We start from the raw sequence: 14,411 nt of genomic DNA, 5'->3' as shown, positions 1-14,411 counted from the left end.
CGGGGTTTATCCGTCGACGACGACCCCGCTGACCTTGTTCTCGTAGTCGACGTCCATCGGCATGAAGCTGCCGTGGAAGAACAGTCCAGGCTTCCTCGGGGGAGTGGTGCCGTCCGGCGGCAACCTCACCGCAGCCCGATACCCGAGCGGACGGTTGCTGATGACGTGCTCCGGCAGGCGCCCGATCACCAGCGTGGGATTTGGAGCAACGCCTTCTGGCATCTCCTCGCCGAAATGACGCTTCGCTTGCGCATGGAACATCGCGGCGTAGACGTTCGCAATCATCCAGGCTTCCGCCAGCACCACCGGGACATCGACCCGTAGCGAGATGGCCTCCAGGCCCTGCCCCGGTTTCACATGCGGCCGGCTGAAGTAGGTCAGCATCGGGCGGTCGAAGATCGGTACCGACTTCCCTTCCCCGAACGCGCTGACTGGAATCTGGCCGAGGTCATCCGGGGGCGTTGTGATCAGCTCAATGCGCACGTCGCCGCGCGCGCTAACGGCCAGGCCGTGCTTCACCTTGTTGTGCGCGGCGTTGACCGACAGCTCGTCGCCGGTGAGGAGCGAGCTCGCGTGGTTGACCCACGCGATGGCAGTCTCCGCGGCGGCGGCCACGTTCTCGTCGAAACGAGTACCCGGCACGAACAGGCAGCGCAGGATCAGCTCTTCGTCCGCCTCCAGAGCAGCGACGGTCTTCTGGACGACGTCGATAAGCGCGTTAGGGCTATCGGCAATCGCCAGCCAGGTGCTGGGAGCGTCAACGGACTTTGGCTTCGCCGCCGTCACGGCGTACATAAAGCGGAGGCGCGCCTCTGCCGCCTGGTGGCGAAGGCTGAGCGCCTCGACGGCTACCTGCAGGCGCCGATCCTGTTCTTCGAACGCGAGGAGTCCGTCGGTCTTCGTCAGCCCGAGCGTCTTGAAGAACTCCGGTTCCGTATCCGGCGTCGCTGAGTCTGCGGTTCGATTCGCGGCAAGCAGAGAGGAGATGCGCGAGGCGAATTGCGCCGCAGGGTGAGAGAGGAAGAACTCGTCGTCCAGCGCCTTTGCGTGGCTCTCGCTGACGGCGACACTCTCTGCGCGCAGGTGAAGGTGCATCCAGGTCCCTTTCGAGGTCTGCTCACCATTCTGGCTTGGCCTGCGGAACCTGCTCAGCAGGTCAACTCGGACATCGTCGGATCTCTCAGGAGCCGCCGCTAGCGTGCCCAAACACCCGCGCAACGTAGAAACCGAATCGGGCGATCTTCTTCCACCCAGCGGAGATCAGGATGACGGCGAGGAGTGGGCCAAACCACCAATGCGTAGTGACGTTGACGATGACGGCGTTCCAGAGCATCTCGAGCGCAGTCCAGCGTCCGTCCCAGATGAGCTGGTGCCAGTCGATATCCATGGTGCCCTTCGCTCGTTTCGCTGATCGTAGGTGTGGCCTGCGACATCGCTGACGGACGCGGCCTGCCTGTGTCGTTGCCCGTGCTGCCGCGCCGCGCGCCGTACACGGAGCTCATGCTTGCAATTTCTGCGTTCGGAGCGCACAACTAAAGCCAGTCGGCGCAGTCACCTGCTGCCGCCGGCTCCTTCAGGTCGCCGCTGCGCGCTCGCCTGCCCACATGCATCGTGAGCGCGCAGCGGCTACCTGAATTACATGGGTGGTCCCGCTTGCTCCCAGAATGGAGCCGCAGCGAGAGGACAACTCATGGATATCGACATTCCGCCGACGGGTGGACGGTTCATCAGCGAAGGCGACGACATCCTCACGATCGTCGACGGACAGGAGTGCCGACGGCACCGTAACCCAGACGGATCGTGGGGTGGGCTGGAGCCTGACCCGCTTTGCCGGACACCTGAGTTGAGGCGATGATCGTCTCAGAGAGGAGTCCGTGAGATGCCTGCTGCCCACCCGCCGGAGTTTCGGCGTCGCGCCCTGGATCTGGTCGCGCAGGGAAATCCTGTCGCTCAGACGGCCGGCGATCTGGGGAGCAGCGAGTCCTGTCTCCGTAACTGGATGCACCGTGACGCGGTTGACTCTGGTCGCAGACCTGGCGTGAGTTCCGATGAGCATCGGGAGCTGGTGGAACTGCGGCGCCGGTTGCGGGTGCTGGAGATGGAGAAGGAGATCCTCAAGCGCGCGTCGGCCTATTTTGCGCGGGAGAACGTGCTCCCAAAATAGGGTTCCGGCTGGTCCAGGAGCTCAGCCTCGATGGGATCCTCGTCGCGGTGGCCTGCCGGTTTCTGAAGGTCTCAACGTCTGGCTATTACGACTGGGCGGGCCGGCCGCCATCGGCGCGCGCGATCGCGGACGCTGAGCTGACGACCACGATCCGACGGATCCACGCCGACTCGCGGGCAACCTATGGTGCGCCGCGGGTGCTGGCCGAGTTGAGGCTCGGGCTTGGCGTTCACGTCTCCCGCAAACGCGTCGCCAGGCTGATGCGGCAAGACGGGTTGGTCGGCGTCTCCCATCGTCGCAAGCGGCGAGGCTGGAGGCCGGACACGGCCACGCACGAAGACCTCGTGAAGCGGCAGTTCCGCGCTGATGAGCCGAACCGGCTCTGGTTCTGCGACATCACGTAGCATCGCGCGAAAGACGGCTGGGTCTATTGCGCTGCCGTCATCGACGCCTACCCGCGCCGCATCGTTGGCTGGTCGATCTCCGATCGGATCACCGCGGAGATCGTGGTCGACGCGGTGGAGATGGCCCGTTGGCGTCGGCGACCCGAGCCGGGAACAGTCGTTCACGCGGACAGGGGCGCGCAATACACCTCTTGGCTCTTCGGGCACCGGCTGCGACAAGCAGGGCTGCTCGGTTCGATGGGCCGCGTCGCTTCCAGCGTCGACAACGCGCTCATCGAGTCGTTCTGGTCCACGATGCAACTCGAGCTGCTTGACCGCACCGGCTGGGACTCGAGAACACAGCTATCGTCGGCCATGTTCGAGTGGATCGAGGGGTTCTACAACTCCCGCCGTCGGCACACCAGCCTCGAAAACCTCAGCCCCGCCGAGTTTGAAGCCCTTCACACCGCCGCAGAAATCGCGGCATGATCAACACAAGAGAAGTGTCCGGGAAACCGGGTCAGGATCTCGCAGAATGACCATTCAAAATGCAATAACGTCGCTTAGCCTCTGCCTCAAGACCGGATCGCAGGCGTACACGAAAGTGCCGCGAATGCCCCGCGTCATCAGTACTGAGTACACATTGCAGATGTAACGCAGCAGATCGTTGTCGCTGTACATCCGACCGAGCGTCGGATTGTTCTCTTTGCCTTTTTTGTCGAAGTAGCTCGCGCGGTGGATGACGAGCTCATCGCACTCTTCATCCCAGCGCAGGTCGTTGCCGATGATGACCCCGGCATAGTTGAGGTCATAGCCCTGCACGGTGTGGATCGAACCAATTTCTTCTAGCGAGTTCGGCGATGCGATCCATTCGGTTGCGGTGCTGTTCCACCGCAGTCGGCGACCGTCGAGTTCGATGTCGTAGGCATCGCGATTGTTGCGACTCTTCCACTCCCACGCATAGCCGGCGACGAGTCTCGCGAGGCCGTATTGCGCATCCCGTTCTCGAATCGCGTCGTGCATTTCGCCGAGATCATCGAAGAACTTCAGTTCGTAGTCCCCGAAGTATGGACGAGTGCGCATCGCGGCCTCGCTCGACTGCGGGCTGAATAGTTGGCGCACCCAGGCGATGTAGTCGTCTCCGGCCCGCACTCGTAGTTGCGAGACCAGCGGGTAGTGCCGGCTCTCGTCCTTCGCCTCATCGACAAGGCTGCGAAGAAGTTCGGGAGGAAGGTCGGCGGGCCGAACGCTCTGCTCTGGGTCGACGAGCAGCACTTGGTGGCGGCTGAGCGCCCGAATCCAGTCGAGTTGTGTCTTGGAGTAGTCGTCCTGGCCGAAGAGCTTCACGGTGATATCGCTGAACTGCTTGTTCTGCACACCTGACGGCTGGTTGGCACGCTGGTTCAATCGGTGCGCCTCGTCGACGATTAGCAGATCCCAGCGCTCGTCGCTGGCGCCCACCTGGAAAGGCGTGAGAACTTGCGACGGAGCAAGGCCCGGTGTGCGCTTGAAGACGCGCTTGATGCTTTCGCGGAGGGATTGCTGCGGCACGACCAGTCCGACCCTAAATTCGCGGAGCAGTTCGCGGTGCCCGTCAGTGAAGAAGTCGGAGAAGATTGAGTCGGCATCGGGCTCGTCGTCGGGCCGGGAGGCGGCGATGTCGGCGAGGAGCTTCATCAGGTAGATGGCGATGACGGTCTTGCCGGTTCCCGGCTCGCCCTGGACGACAAGTAGCTCGCCGCGGTCGTGGTCGAGGTCGTCGAACAGGCCTTCAACAATGTTCTCGACAGCGACCGCTTGGTCGGTGGTTAGCGCCTTGTACGGCGACAGCTTGAAGAGGTCGCTGTTTTCGATCTCGGGAATGCTGCGGGAGAACACGCCGTCGTGAAGCAACTGGTCGAAGACCTGTCGGAAGGACTCGCGATACACATCTCGATCGAAATAGTTGGCGTCGGTGATGCCGTCGTTGCGGTTGAGCACGCGAAACGTGCCGTCGCCCGCGAGCAGGCGGATCAGGTGTGATTCGAGATCGAGGCACACCGACTTGTTGAAGCGGTCGTCGAGGACCACCCGGAACTGTGAGAGAAGTCGCTTCTTGTCGGGGTTGTCGAGGTGCTGAAGGATGCGCGCTTCGGCATTGAGAGTTTCGCCGACGTAGACGTCGCGCAGCACGGTGGAAGTCGCCGCCGGTTTCGCTGAATCGAGGAGGTACACGACCGGCCAGTTCTTGTGTCGCGGGTCCGTCTTGGCCCAGTCACGGACCGCCGACTTGTCGAACGAGATCCGCGGGATTTCAGAGCTGGTCATATTTGTCGCTGCGTCCGCGCGATCTTTCGACGGGGTACTTTGCGCGCGATTTCTCAAGTTTGTCGAGCACCAGCTGCTCGGCATCAAGCCCCAGGCGATCTGCGAGCAAAATGCAGTAGCTGAGTACATCGGCGAGTTCGTCGCGGATGGCTTGCTCGTTGCCTTCGGCGTTCCACTGGTAACACTCGAGAAGCTCCCCCGCTTCGATAGCGATGCTCTTCGCAAGGTTCTCGGGTGTGTGAAACTGCGCCCAGTCACGCTCTGACACGAAGGCCCGTAGGGCATCGCGAGCGGCGTTATCGACCATTTCGTCAACGTAGCACGGAGGCCCGCCGGGGCCCGGCCTCGACCTGCGCCCCGAGTGGGGGTCTTGCGAGCGCCGCTCGAATTCACCTACGGTCGAAATTATGAGTGCAGCCTCGGGATGGTACGACGACGGTTCAGGACGACGGCGGTGGTGGGACGGTTCGCACTGGACCAGTCACTTCGCCGATCAGCACCCCACGTCTGCGGCTCCTCCGGTAGAGGAGCCCAGAGAAACTGAGACGGTCCGTGCATCGAAGCCCAAGATCACCTTTTTCGGCGGCAAGAAGGCAGCGATCGCGCTTGCATCCGAGAACGAGCGGCTCGAAAAGCTAGTGGCGAAACACGGGCTCATTGAAATCGCCGAGCTTGATCGAGTACACGCGGAGTACCAAGCCCAAGTCGACGCAGAAAAGTCGAACCTGTCTGAATTGCAGTCCCGCGTCGCGTCTACGAAGGCAGAACTTTCCTCGCTCAACGAAGAGATCTTGAGTGCACGGCAAGGGATTGAGCTGCAATCGTTTGGGCTGTACGACTACGAGCATCCCGCCGAGAATTCGACTGCCTTGATGGCGCAACTTGAGTCGGTTCGTTCCCAGATCAAGGCAATGGTGCGCGACAAGCGCGCGACTATTGCGACCACCAACTTCACGTTCAACAACTCGGCAGCGAAGGGCCGCAAGTTCGTCGCGGACATGTCGAAGCTCTTGCTGAGGGCGTACAACGCCGAAGCCGAGAACTGCGTGAAGAGTGTCAAAGCGGGTGGGATCGCCACGGCGACTAAACGACTCAGCACTGTCGCGGATCAGATCGCTCGGCAAGGGTCAATGATCTCGCTGCAGATCACGTCGGACTACCACGCTTTGCGACTGCAAGAGCTTTCGTTGGCCGCGCAACACCTTCAGGCCGTGCAACGCGAGAAGGAGTTGGAGCGCGCTCATCGCGAAGAGTTGCGTGAGCAGAAGAAGGCCGAGCAGGAGCTGCAGCGTGAGAAGGACAAGCTCGAGAAAGAGCGGGCGCACTATGCGGCCACGCTTGCGGCACTTGAGGCAAACGGTGACGAAGAGGGTGCGGCCCGAGTGCGCGAACGAATCGCCGACGTGGAGAAAGCGATCGTCGATGTCGATTACCGTGCGGCCAATATTCGCGCCGGGTATGTCTACGTCATCTCGAACGTCGGATCGTTCGGTGAAGACGTAGTCAAGATCGGGTTGACGCGGAGACTCGAGCCGATGGATCGCGTCAACGAGCTCGGTGATGCTTCAGTCCCCTTCCGTTTCGACGTTCACGCACTCTTCTTCGCAGACGACGCCGTGGGCATCGAGTCGATGCTTCACAAGCGCTTCGAGCGCCAGAGACTCAACAAGATCAACCTGCGCCGGGAGTATTTCAAGGTCACCCCGGAGCAAGTGCTTGACGCTTTGAAGGAAGAGTCAGTCGAGGTGCTTCAGTACACGGTCGAGCCAGAGGCGCCTGAGTTCAGGGCGAGTTCTGCGCTACTGGAGAAGGAAGCTGTCGGTCAATGAGCGATTCGACTGAGCGGCCTCTACCCAGGGCTGGAGTCTCCGCCCGCGCCGAGCACGAACGCCGCCGCGCCAAGGACGAAGCCGCGACTCGTGCCGCTTGGGGCAAGCTTGGGGGCATCGCCGTCGCTCTGACTCCCGAGCGCAGCAGTACCCGCGTGTGGGCAACGGGTGCGATCGGCGAAGAGGTCGTCGGGGCGAAGCTGGATGCGATTGCCAGCGACCAAATCCGCGTGTTGCATGACCGACGCATCCCGAAATCGAGGGCGAACATCGACCACATCGTGGTGACGCCCGGCGGGGTGTGGGTGATCGACACGAAGCGCTACGTCGACAAGCGCATCGAAAAGCGCGTCGAGGGCGGGTTGTTTAGCCCGCGCGTCGAGAAGCTGTGGGTGGGTGGAGACAACACGAAGCTTGTCGCGGGAATGACGAAGCAGGTCGCGCTCGTCGAGGCCGCGGTGCCAGGCGTTCCGGTGAAGGGCGTGCTGTGCTTCGTCGAGGGCGACTGGGCCTGGTTCGCCGACCCGTTCACGGTTAGCGATGTGCTGGTGCTGTGGCCGAAAAAGCTCGTGCAGTTGCTGACAAAAGAGCCGTCGGTCGGGGTCGATGTCGCCGCCGTTCATGATGCGCTCGCAACCACCTTCCGCTCGAGTTAGAACCGCCGCGCACAGGCTCGAGGCGTAGCGTCGACCCATGACCGCGTCGACCGCCGCTACCATCGCACTCGAGGGCCGCTTCGCCCGTGAGCTGCCGGAACTCTCTGTGCCGTGGCAGGCCGAACCGGCGCCGTCACCCGAGCTGCTGGCGCTCAACGCGCCGCTCGCCGCCACCCTCGGTCTCGATGCAGCCTTTCTGCGCTCCGTCGAGGGCGTCGCCTTCCTTACCGGCGCCGCCCTCCCCGACACCGCCACCCCCGTCGCGCAGGCCTACTCGGGCCACCAGTTCGGCGGGTTCAGCCCCCGGCTCGGTGACGGGCGCGCCCTGCTGCTCGGCGAACTGCGCGACCCAGACGGCAACACCCACGACCTGCACCTGAAGGGCTCCGGCCCCACCCCGTTCGCCCGGGCCGGCGACGGCCGCGCCGTGCTCGCGCCCATGCTGCGCGAGTACGTCGTCAGTGAGGGCGTGCACGCCCTCGGAATCCCGTCGACCCGCTCGCTCGCCGTCGTCGCCACCGGCCGCGTGGTGCAGCGCGAGGTCGAGTTTCCGGGCGCGATTCTCGCCCGCACGGCGAGCAGCCACCTGCGGGTGGGCAGCTTCCAGTTCGCCGCCGCGACCGGAGACGTCGAGCTGCTGCGCCGCCTCGCCGACCACGCGATCGACCGGCACTATGCGCACGCGGCGTCAGCCGAGCATCCGTATCTGACGTTGTTCGAATCGGTCGTGAAGGCGCAGGCGAGCCTCGTCGCGAAGTGGATGCTCGTCGGCTTCGTGCACGGCGTCATGAACACCGACAACGTGACCATCTCGGGCGAGACGATCGACTACGGTCCGTGCGCCTTCGTCGACGTGTTCGACCACGCCGCCGTGTTCAGCTCGATCGACGGGGGCGGCCGCTACGCCTACGGCAACCAGCCGGTCATCACCGAGTGGAACTTGGCGCGCTTCGCCGAAACCCTGCTGCCCCTTATCGACGACGACGCCGACCGCGCCGTCGAGCGGGCGACGGGGGCACTCGGCGAGTACCGCGCGCACTACAGCGAGGCGTGGATTGCGGGGATGCGCGCCAAGCTCGGTCTCGCAGGCTCCGTCACCGACGAGGCCGTTGCCCCGCTCGCCACCGACCTGCTGCACCTGCTGCACGAGAACCGGGTCGACTTCACGTCGTTCTTCCGCGTGCTGGCCTCCGTCGCCCGCGGCGGTGACCGCCCCGCCGTGCTCGAGGTGGACGCGATCGGGGAGTGGGCGGCCCGCTGGCTCGAGCTGTCGCCCGACGCGGGCGTGATGGACCGCGTGAACCCGGTCTACATTCCGCGCAACCACCTCGTGGAGGAGGCGCTAACGGCGGCGACGGCGGGGGATATGGCACCGTTCGAAGCGCTCGTCGATGTGGTGAGGCGGCCGTTCGAGGAGCGGCCGGGGCTTGAGCGGTATGCCGCCGGGGCCCCGGCCGGGTCGGGGCCGTACACGACGTTCTGTGGGACGTAGGGAGCGGATCTGTCTCGCTACGTGTCGAGGCCCTCGGCAGCAGACTCGGAGATCGAAGGCTTGAGTAGCTGAGTCGGAAAAATGTCGATGTCGTTGCGGCCGAAGAGCTTTCGTGTCTCTTCCATAAGCCCTGACGCACGCATGAGGAGGTTGCCGTCGGCAGGGTCCATCGTGACGACGATGTCGATGTCGCTATCGGGCCCGGCATCGCCGCGAGCTACCGACCCGAAGAGCTTGGGGTGGGTAGCGCCGTACTTCTTCAGGAGCGCCTCGAATTCTTTGCGGCGCGCGCTGAGAAGCTCGCGCAGTGCGAGTGTCTCGGGAGTAGCGGCGGCAGTCGACACACCGCGAGAATACCGGGGGAGGCTGAAGTTGGACATGAATGCGCAGAACCTCGCGGCGCTCGCCTTTGTGGCGCTCATGGCCGCGCTGGCGCTCTTCCAACTCGCGCTGATCGCGGGTGCCCCGCTCGGCCACTTCGCGTGGGGTGGGCAGGATCGCGTGCTGCCGACGGCGAAGCGCATCGGCAGTGTCGTCTCGATCCTGCTGTACGCGCTGTTCGCCGTCGTCGTGCTGCAGCGCGCCGGCCTCGTCGAACTGCTGCCGGCGTCGTCGTCGACGTCGGCATCTGGGTGATCGTGGCCTACTCGGCGCTCGGCATCGTCATGAACGGCATCTCGCGCTCGAAGCCCGAGCGGTACACGATGGCGCCGGTGTGCGTGGTGCTGACGGTGTTGAGCGTGATGGTGTCGATCGGCTGACGCCGGGCGCGTCCCCGTATTGCGCAACCTCTGGGCAATTCCGGCCATATGACATAAGTTGCAATGCATGAGTTCTTCCGCCACGGATCGGGTTGAATTCCGCCTTCCCGCCCAGCAGAAGACGGAGCTTGAGGCGGCGTCAGACGCGCTGGGGCTGACGACCTCCGCATTCGTCAAGCAGGCCGCGCTTGAGGCCGCGCGGCGCGTGCTGACTGAAGAGCGGCAGGTCGGGCTCTCGGAAGATGCGTGGGCGAAATTTGTGGACGCCATCGATATGCCGGGCGCCGTCAACGCGGGTCTCGCCGACCTGCTCACGCGTGAGTCGCACTTCTCGACCGAGTGAGCCAGTTCTCCTGGCCCCGGGCGTTGGCTTGTGGCGACACCGTCGGAAAGGTCGACTGCGGAGTCGACTCGCAAAATTCTTGGTTTCGTGCCCTCGCGCTGCGTAAGTGCGCGGCACTCTGTGAGGGATGCCGGCGTGGCTCCTGGGAATCGGTTTACCCTCTCGCCCCATGCGAATCGGCGCCTACATCGATGGATTCAACCTGTACTACGGCGGACGCGGGGTCAGCGGCGCGAGCAATGCGTCTGGACAACGGGAGCAGGACGTCTATCTGCGCGCACTAACGCAATCTGGTTCTGTCGACCGGATGAGCTTCGGCAACTATGTGGTGCGTATCGCCACCGCCCCGCTCGCGACCGCAGGGCGCAACGGGAAGCCGATTGTGACGCATCCACGGTGGCCCCTGATGGTTCAAGACGGTGCGCAGGTGGACGCCCCTGCGGGGCGCTTCATGGCCTCCGGGGCGAGACGAGAAGAGAAGGGATCCGATGTCAACGTCGCATCACACATGCTGATCGACGTGATGAGCGGGGACGTTGATGCGGTAGTCGTCGTGTCGAATGACAGTGACCTCGCCTTTCCTATTTCTTTTGTCCGCGGGCGGGTGCCACTGGGTCTCGTCAACCCGACGAGGGGCTATCTCGCCGGAAAGCTGGCGGGAGACCCCGGGGAGGGCGCGGGTCAACATTGGTGGCACCAGCTCACCGCCGAAGACTGGCGAGCTCATCAACTTCCGGCTCGCGTTGGACACCGTGTCACGGAGCCCGTTGCCTGGTGAGCGAATAGCGAACCTGGTATTCTCGTCAAACACCACCCGGCCCCTCTGGGGCCGGGTTTTCTTTTTGGCGCCAGGGTCGCCGCTACCGCGAACTGTTCGCCGTGCGCCCGCGCACGATGCCGATGAACACGTCGGCGAGGGGATGCGCGCCGGTCACCGGCCACACGAGGGAGATGCCGGTGTCTGCCGCATCCCGGATCGGTTTGGCAACGACGTCTTTGCGCGAGTGCTGCCGCGCGACCGACTGCGGCATGACGGCGACCCCGACGTTCGCGGCGACCAGTTCGACCGCCTCGGCGCCCGTTCCGGCGACGAGGTCGACGTCGAGCACGGCGAGCCCGTCAAGGTCGTCGAGGTCGACGACGCTCAGGTCGTCGAGGCCGGCCGCGAGCGAGCCCTTCGGCGAGACCAGCACCGGCTGCTCGCGGTAGAGCGGGATCGCGTGGCGGTCGTCGTCGGCGGTGACGTCGCGGAGGAGGGCCATGTGGGCGGTGCGGTCCGCGAGGGCGGTGAGCGCAGCATCCTGCGTCATGGGGGTCAGGTGGATGCGGCCGCCGGGGCGGCGCTCGCGCCAGATGCGCTCCCACTTGGTGGGGGTGACGCCCGTGACGAAGGCGACCTCAAGCGGTTCGGGCATGCGGCAAGGGTACCTAGGTCGATAGCCACTCGACCGGCTGTCCGGTCTCGGTGGCGATGATGTCGAAGTCTTTGTCGACCGCCAGAACCGTGCAGCCTGCCAACTCTGCAGTAGCGGCGATGAGAAGGTCAGGAATCGAGGGCGCCCGATGGAGGCCCCGGAGCGCGAGGGCACGCTGAATCTCGAGTGCTCGCTCTTCGATGCCAGGGGTGAGGTGCTCGACGGGTAGTAGCGAGAGGGGCGGCGCACCGAACTCGATCTCAAAGTCTCGACCGCTACGCATCGAATAGCCGATCTCGAGGCGGGTCACGCCGCTCACGTGAACCAGGCCACGCGAAATGCGGTTCGCCCACAGATCGATGTCGGGGCTGCTGTCGAGGCGAATGTATGCGGACTTATCGATCAGCCACGTGGTCACTGCCACGCCGCCGCCATGACGTCAGGGTCTCCGAGATCGCGAGCGGCGCGTGCCGCCCGTCGCAGGTCATCGGCGGACACGTTCGCTGGTACCTCGCCGCTTCCGGCTGCGTCGAGTTGCCGACGGAGGTACTCGCTACGTGAAATGCCGAGAGCTGACGCTCGCGCGTCCAGCCGCGCGACAGTGTTGGCATCGAGCCCGCGAATCAAGATGTCGACCACTTCTTCCCCTTACTGCTGCTAGCGAGAATGATATCGTGATATCAGCGGCTAGGTAATGGGCATCTGCACAACGCAGACAATCCCGCCCCGTGCCCAGACTCCCGTACGCTCGTCACCATGACCGAGACCCCGCGTGAGGACCGCCGCCAGCAGCCGAAGCCGAAGAAGGAGCAGCTGCTCAGCCCGGCGACGGCGGCGAAGAAGCTGAACGTCTTCCTGCCGGCGACGCCGGAGGAGTTTCAGGCGACCCCGATCACCCGCACGCAGCTGAACGAGCTGAACGAGAACCCGCCCGAGTGGCTCGTCACCCTGCGCAAAGAGGGCCCGCACCCGCGCGAAGAGGTGTCGCGCCGCCTCGGCGTCTCGAACTCGGCGCTCGCCCGCAACGGCGTCAGCGACTCACTGACGACTGCCGAGATTCGCGCCATCATCGACGAGATGCCCGAATGGCTCGTCGACGAGCGCGAGAAGCACGCACCGGGCACGGGTCGCAAGCCCGGCACCGCGATCGGCGAGCGTCCCACCGCCGAGTAGCGCCCACCGCCGGCAGCCATGGACCCCCGCGTCAGCGTCATCACTCGTGCCGTCGGCGAGCTCGCCGCCGCGCGGCGCTTCTACGTCGACGGACTTGGCTAGTCGGTCGCAGGCGAGGTCGCCGGAGAGGTGATTTTCGTGCGCGTGGGCGAGCACGAGAAATTCCGGTGTCGGCTCGGCGACAGCGATCTTGATGAAGAGATACGGGACGCCCCAGATGATGCCGAGGGAGGCGAATAGGATTTAACCGCGGCGGGTCATACGTTTATCCTGCGCCCGCCGGCGCACGCCCCCGACCGCACCGGAGCCCGCTTCATCATGGCCGTACTCGACCTCGCCCTCGAGCCCGTTTTCGACGCCGTCATCGCGCGAAATCCGGGCGAGCCGGAGTTTCACCAGGCCGTGAAGGAGGTATTCGAAACCCTCGCGCCCGTCGTGCGGAAGCATCCGGAGTACATGGACGCGGCGATCATGGAGCGCCTCGTCGAGCCCGAGCGCCAGCTGATTTTCCGCGTGCCGTGGGTCGACGACGCGGGCGACGTTCGTCTCAACCGCGGCTTCCGCGTGCAGTTCAACTCGACGCTCGGGCCGTACAAGGGCGGGTTGCGGTTTCACCCGTCGGTGAACCTCGGCATCATCAAGTTCCTCGGCTTCGAGCAGACCTTCAAGAACGCGCTGACCGGCATGCCGATCGGCGGGGGCAAGGGCGGCGCCGACTTCGACCCGAAGGGCAAGAGCGACGCCGAAATCATGCGCTTCTGCCAGTCGTACATGACCGAGCTGGCCCGGCACATCGGCGAATACACCGACGTGCCGGCCGGCGATATCGGTGTCGGCGGCCGCGAGCTCGGCTATCTGTTCGGCCAGTACAAGCGGCTCACGAATCGCTACGAGTCGGGCGTGCTGACCGGCAAGGGCGTCGGCTGGGGTGGCTCGCTCGTGCGCACCGAGGCGACCGGCTACGGCACCGTGTTCTTCGTCGACGAGATGCTGCAGCGCCATGGCGAGGCGCTCGAAGGCAAGCGCGTAGTCGCGTCGGGGTCGGGCAACGTGGCCCGCTACGCGATCGAGAAGGCGCACCAGCTGGGTGCGACGGTCGTCGCCTGCTCCGACTCGGGCGGCTACGTCGTCGACGAGCGCGGCATCGACCTCGACCTGCTCACTGACATCAAAGAGCGCCGCCGCGGGCGCGTTGCCGACTACGCCGCCGAGAAGGGCGGCTCGGTTCGGCACGTGTCGGGCGGGCAGATCTGGGACGTTCCGTGCGACATCGCACTGCCCTGCGCCACGCAGAACGAGCTGGATGAACGGGGTGCGGCCGCGCTCGTCACGAACGGCGCGCGCATTGTCGCCGAGGGCGCCAACATGCCGACGACGCCCGAGGGCGTCGCCGTGCTGCGCGCGGGCGGTGTGCTGTTCGCACCCGGAAAAGCTGTGAATGCTGGCGGTGTGGCGACGAGCGCGCTTGAGATGCAGCAGAACGCTTCGCGCGACTCGTGGAGTTTCGAGCACACGGAGGAACGGCTTGCCGACATCATGCGCGGTATCCACGACCGCGTGCTCGACACGGCCGACGCCTACGGGGTGCCCGACGACTACGTCGCCGGGGCGAACATCGCGGGCGTTACCCAGGTGGCCGACGCGATGCTCGCGCTCGGCGTCATTTAGCGGCCGCGACGGTGCCCTCGATGCGGCCCACGGCGAGCGCGCCGATCAGCGTGCCGACGATCACGAGCCTGAGAACGACTGCGGGCATCCCGAGCGGGCCGATCAGGTAGCCGGCCATCGCGATGCCGACAGCGGCGACCAGCACCGGCGCGCCGCGCAGCGCAGACCCCGAAAGTCGCAGCTCGATTGGCGGACGAATCGGCGTCATGTGGTCGATGGC

Annotated in this window: 20 protein-coding genes and 1 pseudogene; 12 read left to right on the top strand and 9 right to left on the bottom strand. The window is 64.9% G+C overall.

Annotation, left to right across the window (positions count from 1 at the left end; all coding sequences use genetic code 11):
- Positions 1-6 precede the first annotated feature (6 nt).
- Positions 7-1,095 carry a hypothetical protein gene (locus tag EV140_RS03130; protein ID WP_130280910.1) on the bottom strand — a complete coding sequence of 363 codons (1,089 nt, stop codon included), beginning with the start codon at positions 1,093-1,095 and terminating at the stop codon, positions 7-9.
- 85 nt (positions 1,096-1,180) lie between these two features.
- Positions 1,181-1,387, bottom strand: a complete 207-nt coding sequence (locus EV140_RS03125) for a hypothetical protein (protein WP_130280908.1) — start codon at positions 1,385-1,387, stop codon at positions 1,181-1,183.
- Between the two features lie 492 nt (positions 1,388-1,879).
- Here EV140_RS03125 and EV140_RS03120 point away from each other — a divergent pair, with 492 nt between their 5' ends.
- The 3 genes and pseudogenes from EV140_RS03120 to EV140_RS03110 all read left to right on the top strand — a co-directional run.
- Positions 1,880-2,164, top strand: a complete 285-nt coding sequence (locus tag EV140_RS03120) for a transposase (RefSeq protein WP_130280906.1) — start codon at positions 1,880-1,882, stop codon at positions 2,162-2,164.
- A 47-nt stretch (positions 2,165-2,211) separates the two neighbouring features.
- A complete protein-coding gene (locus tag EV140_RS03115; protein WP_157985583.1) occupies positions 2,212-2,568 on the top strand; it encodes an IS3 family transposase in 357 nt (118 codons plus the stop codon).
- 18 nt (positions 2,569-2,586) lie between these two features.
- Positions 2,587-3,036, top strand: a pseudogene (locus EV140_RS03110) (IS3 family transposase); the annotation flags it as partial.
- Between the two features lie 54 nt (positions 3,037-3,090).
- On the opposite strand, the gene EV140_RS03105 reads toward EV140_RS03110, so the two are convergent.
- Positions 3,091-4,854 (bottom strand): DUF2075 domain-containing protein, encoded by a 1,764-nt coding sequence (locus EV140_RS03105; protein ID WP_130280900.1) that lies wholly within the window; start codon positions 4,852-4,854, stop codon positions 3,091-3,093.
- Positions 4,841-5,161, bottom strand: a complete 321-nt coding sequence (locus EV140_RS03100) for a nucleotide pyrophosphohydrolase (protein ID WP_130280898.1) — start codon at positions 5,159-5,161, stop codon at positions 4,841-4,843. Before EV140_RS03100 ends, EV140_RS03105 begins: the two co-directional genes overlap by 14 nt.
- Before the next feature lie 100 nt (positions 5,162-5,261).
- Here EV140_RS03100 and EV140_RS03095 point away from each other — a divergent pair, with 100 nt between their 5' ends.
- The 3 genes from EV140_RS03095 to EV140_RS03085 are packed head-to-tail and all read left to right on the top strand — an operon-like array spanning position 5,262 to position 8,831.
- Complete coding sequence (locus tag EV140_RS03095; RefSeq protein WP_130280896.1) at positions 5,262-6,683, top strand: SNIPE associated domain-containing protein; 1,422 nt, start codon at positions 5,262-5,264, stop codon at positions 6,681-6,683.
- Positions 6,680-7,339, top strand: a complete 660-nt coding sequence (locus tag EV140_RS03090; RefSeq protein WP_130280894.1) for a nuclease-related domain-containing protein — start codon at positions 6,680-6,682, stop codon at positions 7,337-7,339. Before EV140_RS03095 ends, EV140_RS03090 begins: the two co-directional genes overlap by 4 nt.
- 37 nt (positions 7,340-7,376) lie before the next feature.
- Positions 7,377-8,831: a protein adenylyltransferase SelO gene (locus EV140_RS03085; protein WP_130280892.1), complete on the top strand. Its 1,455-nt coding sequence runs from the start codon at positions 7,377-7,379 to the stop codon at positions 8,829-8,831.
- Positions 8,832-8,848: 17 nt separating this feature from the next.
- On the opposite strand, the gene EV140_RS03080 is transcribed toward EV140_RS03085, so the two are convergent.
- Complete coding sequence (locus EV140_RS03080; RefSeq protein ID WP_130280890.1) at positions 8,849-9,175, bottom strand: nucleotidyltransferase family protein; 327 nt, start codon at positions 9,173-9,175, stop codon at positions 8,849-8,851.
- Positions 9,176-9,209: 34 nt separating this feature from the next.
- Here EV140_RS03080 and EV140_RS03075 point away from each other — a divergent pair, with 34 nt between their 5' ends.
- From EV140_RS03075 to EV140_RS03065, 4 genes are all read left to right on the top strand, one after another.
- Complete coding sequence (locus tag EV140_RS03075) at positions 9,210-9,467, top strand: hypothetical protein (protein WP_241971264.1); 258 nt, start codon at positions 9,210-9,212, stop codon at positions 9,465-9,467.
- On the top strand, positions 9,464-9,592 hold the full coding sequence (locus EV140_RS13540) for a hypothetical protein (protein ID WP_277871083.1): 129 nt from the start codon (positions 9,464-9,466) through the stop codon (positions 9,590-9,592). Before EV140_RS03075 ends, EV140_RS13540 begins: the two co-directional genes overlap by 4 nt.
- 67 nt (positions 9,593-9,659) lie before the next feature.
- Positions 9,660-9,935, top strand: a complete 276-nt coding sequence (locus EV140_RS03070; RefSeq protein ID WP_130280888.1) for a type II toxin-antitoxin system TacA family antitoxin — start codon at positions 9,660-9,662, stop codon at positions 9,933-9,935.
- 169 nt (positions 9,936-10,104) lie between these two features.
- A complete protein-coding gene (locus EV140_RS03065) occupies positions 10,105-10,713 on the top strand; it encodes an NYN domain-containing protein (protein WP_130280886.1) in 609 nt (202 codons plus the stop codon).
- Positions 10,714-10,795: 82 nt separating this feature from the next.
- Here EV140_RS03065 and EV140_RS03060 read toward each other — a convergent pair whose 3' ends face one another.
- The 3 genes from EV140_RS03060 to vapB are packed head-to-tail and all read right to left on the bottom strand — an operon-like array spanning position 10,796 to position 11,989.
- Complete coding sequence (locus tag EV140_RS03060; protein WP_130280884.1) at positions 10,796-11,350, bottom strand: LysR substrate-binding domain-containing protein; 555 nt, start codon at positions 11,348-11,350, stop codon at positions 10,796-10,798.
- A gap of 13 nt (positions 11,351-11,363) precedes the next feature.
- Entirely contained in the window at positions 11,364-11,774 is a 411-nt protein-coding gene (locus EV140_RS03055; protein WP_130280882.1) for a PIN domain nuclease, read from the bottom strand.
- On the bottom strand, positions 11,765-11,989 hold the full coding sequence (vapB, locus tag EV140_RS03050) for a type II toxin-antitoxin system VapB family antitoxin (RefSeq protein WP_130280880.1): 225 nt from the start codon (positions 11,987-11,989) through the stop codon (positions 11,765-11,767). Before vapB ends, EV140_RS03055 begins: the two co-directional genes overlap by 10 nt.
- Before the next feature lie 117 nt (positions 11,990-12,106).
- Here vapB and EV140_RS03045 point away from each other — a divergent pair, with 117 nt between their 5' ends.
- Together EV140_RS03045 and gdhA are read left to right on the top strand one after the other, a co-directional pair.
- Positions 12,107-12,523, top strand: coding sequence for a DUF5997 family protein (locus EV140_RS03045; protein ID WP_130280878.1), 417 nt, complete (start codon positions 12,107-12,109; stop codon positions 12,521-12,523).
- A gap of 318 nt (positions 12,524-12,841) precedes the next feature.
- Positions 12,842-14,191 carry an NADP-specific glutamate dehydrogenase gene (gene gdhA / locus EV140_RS03040; RefSeq protein WP_130280876.1) on the top strand — a complete coding sequence of 450 codons (1,350 nt, stop codon included), beginning with the start codon at positions 12,842-12,844 and terminating at the stop codon, positions 14,189-14,191.
- On the opposite strand, the gene EV140_RS03035 is transcribed toward gdhA, so the two are convergent.
- Complete coding sequence (locus tag EV140_RS03035) at positions 14,184-14,399, bottom strand: hypothetical protein (RefSeq protein WP_130280874.1); 216 nt, start codon at positions 14,397-14,399, stop codon at positions 14,184-14,186. The genes gdhA and EV140_RS03035 overlap by 8 nt on opposite strands.
- Between the last annotated feature and the right edge of the window lie 12 nt (positions 14,400-14,411).

The organism is Microcella alkaliphila (assembly GCF_004216855.1).
GTDB classification, from domain to species: Bacteria; Actinomycetota; Actinomycetes; order Actinomycetales; family Microbacteriaceae; genus Microcella; species Microcella alkaliphila.
The sequence above is the reverse complement of the archived record's forward strand: the minus strand, read 5'-3'. Positions and strand labels throughout refer to the sequence as shown.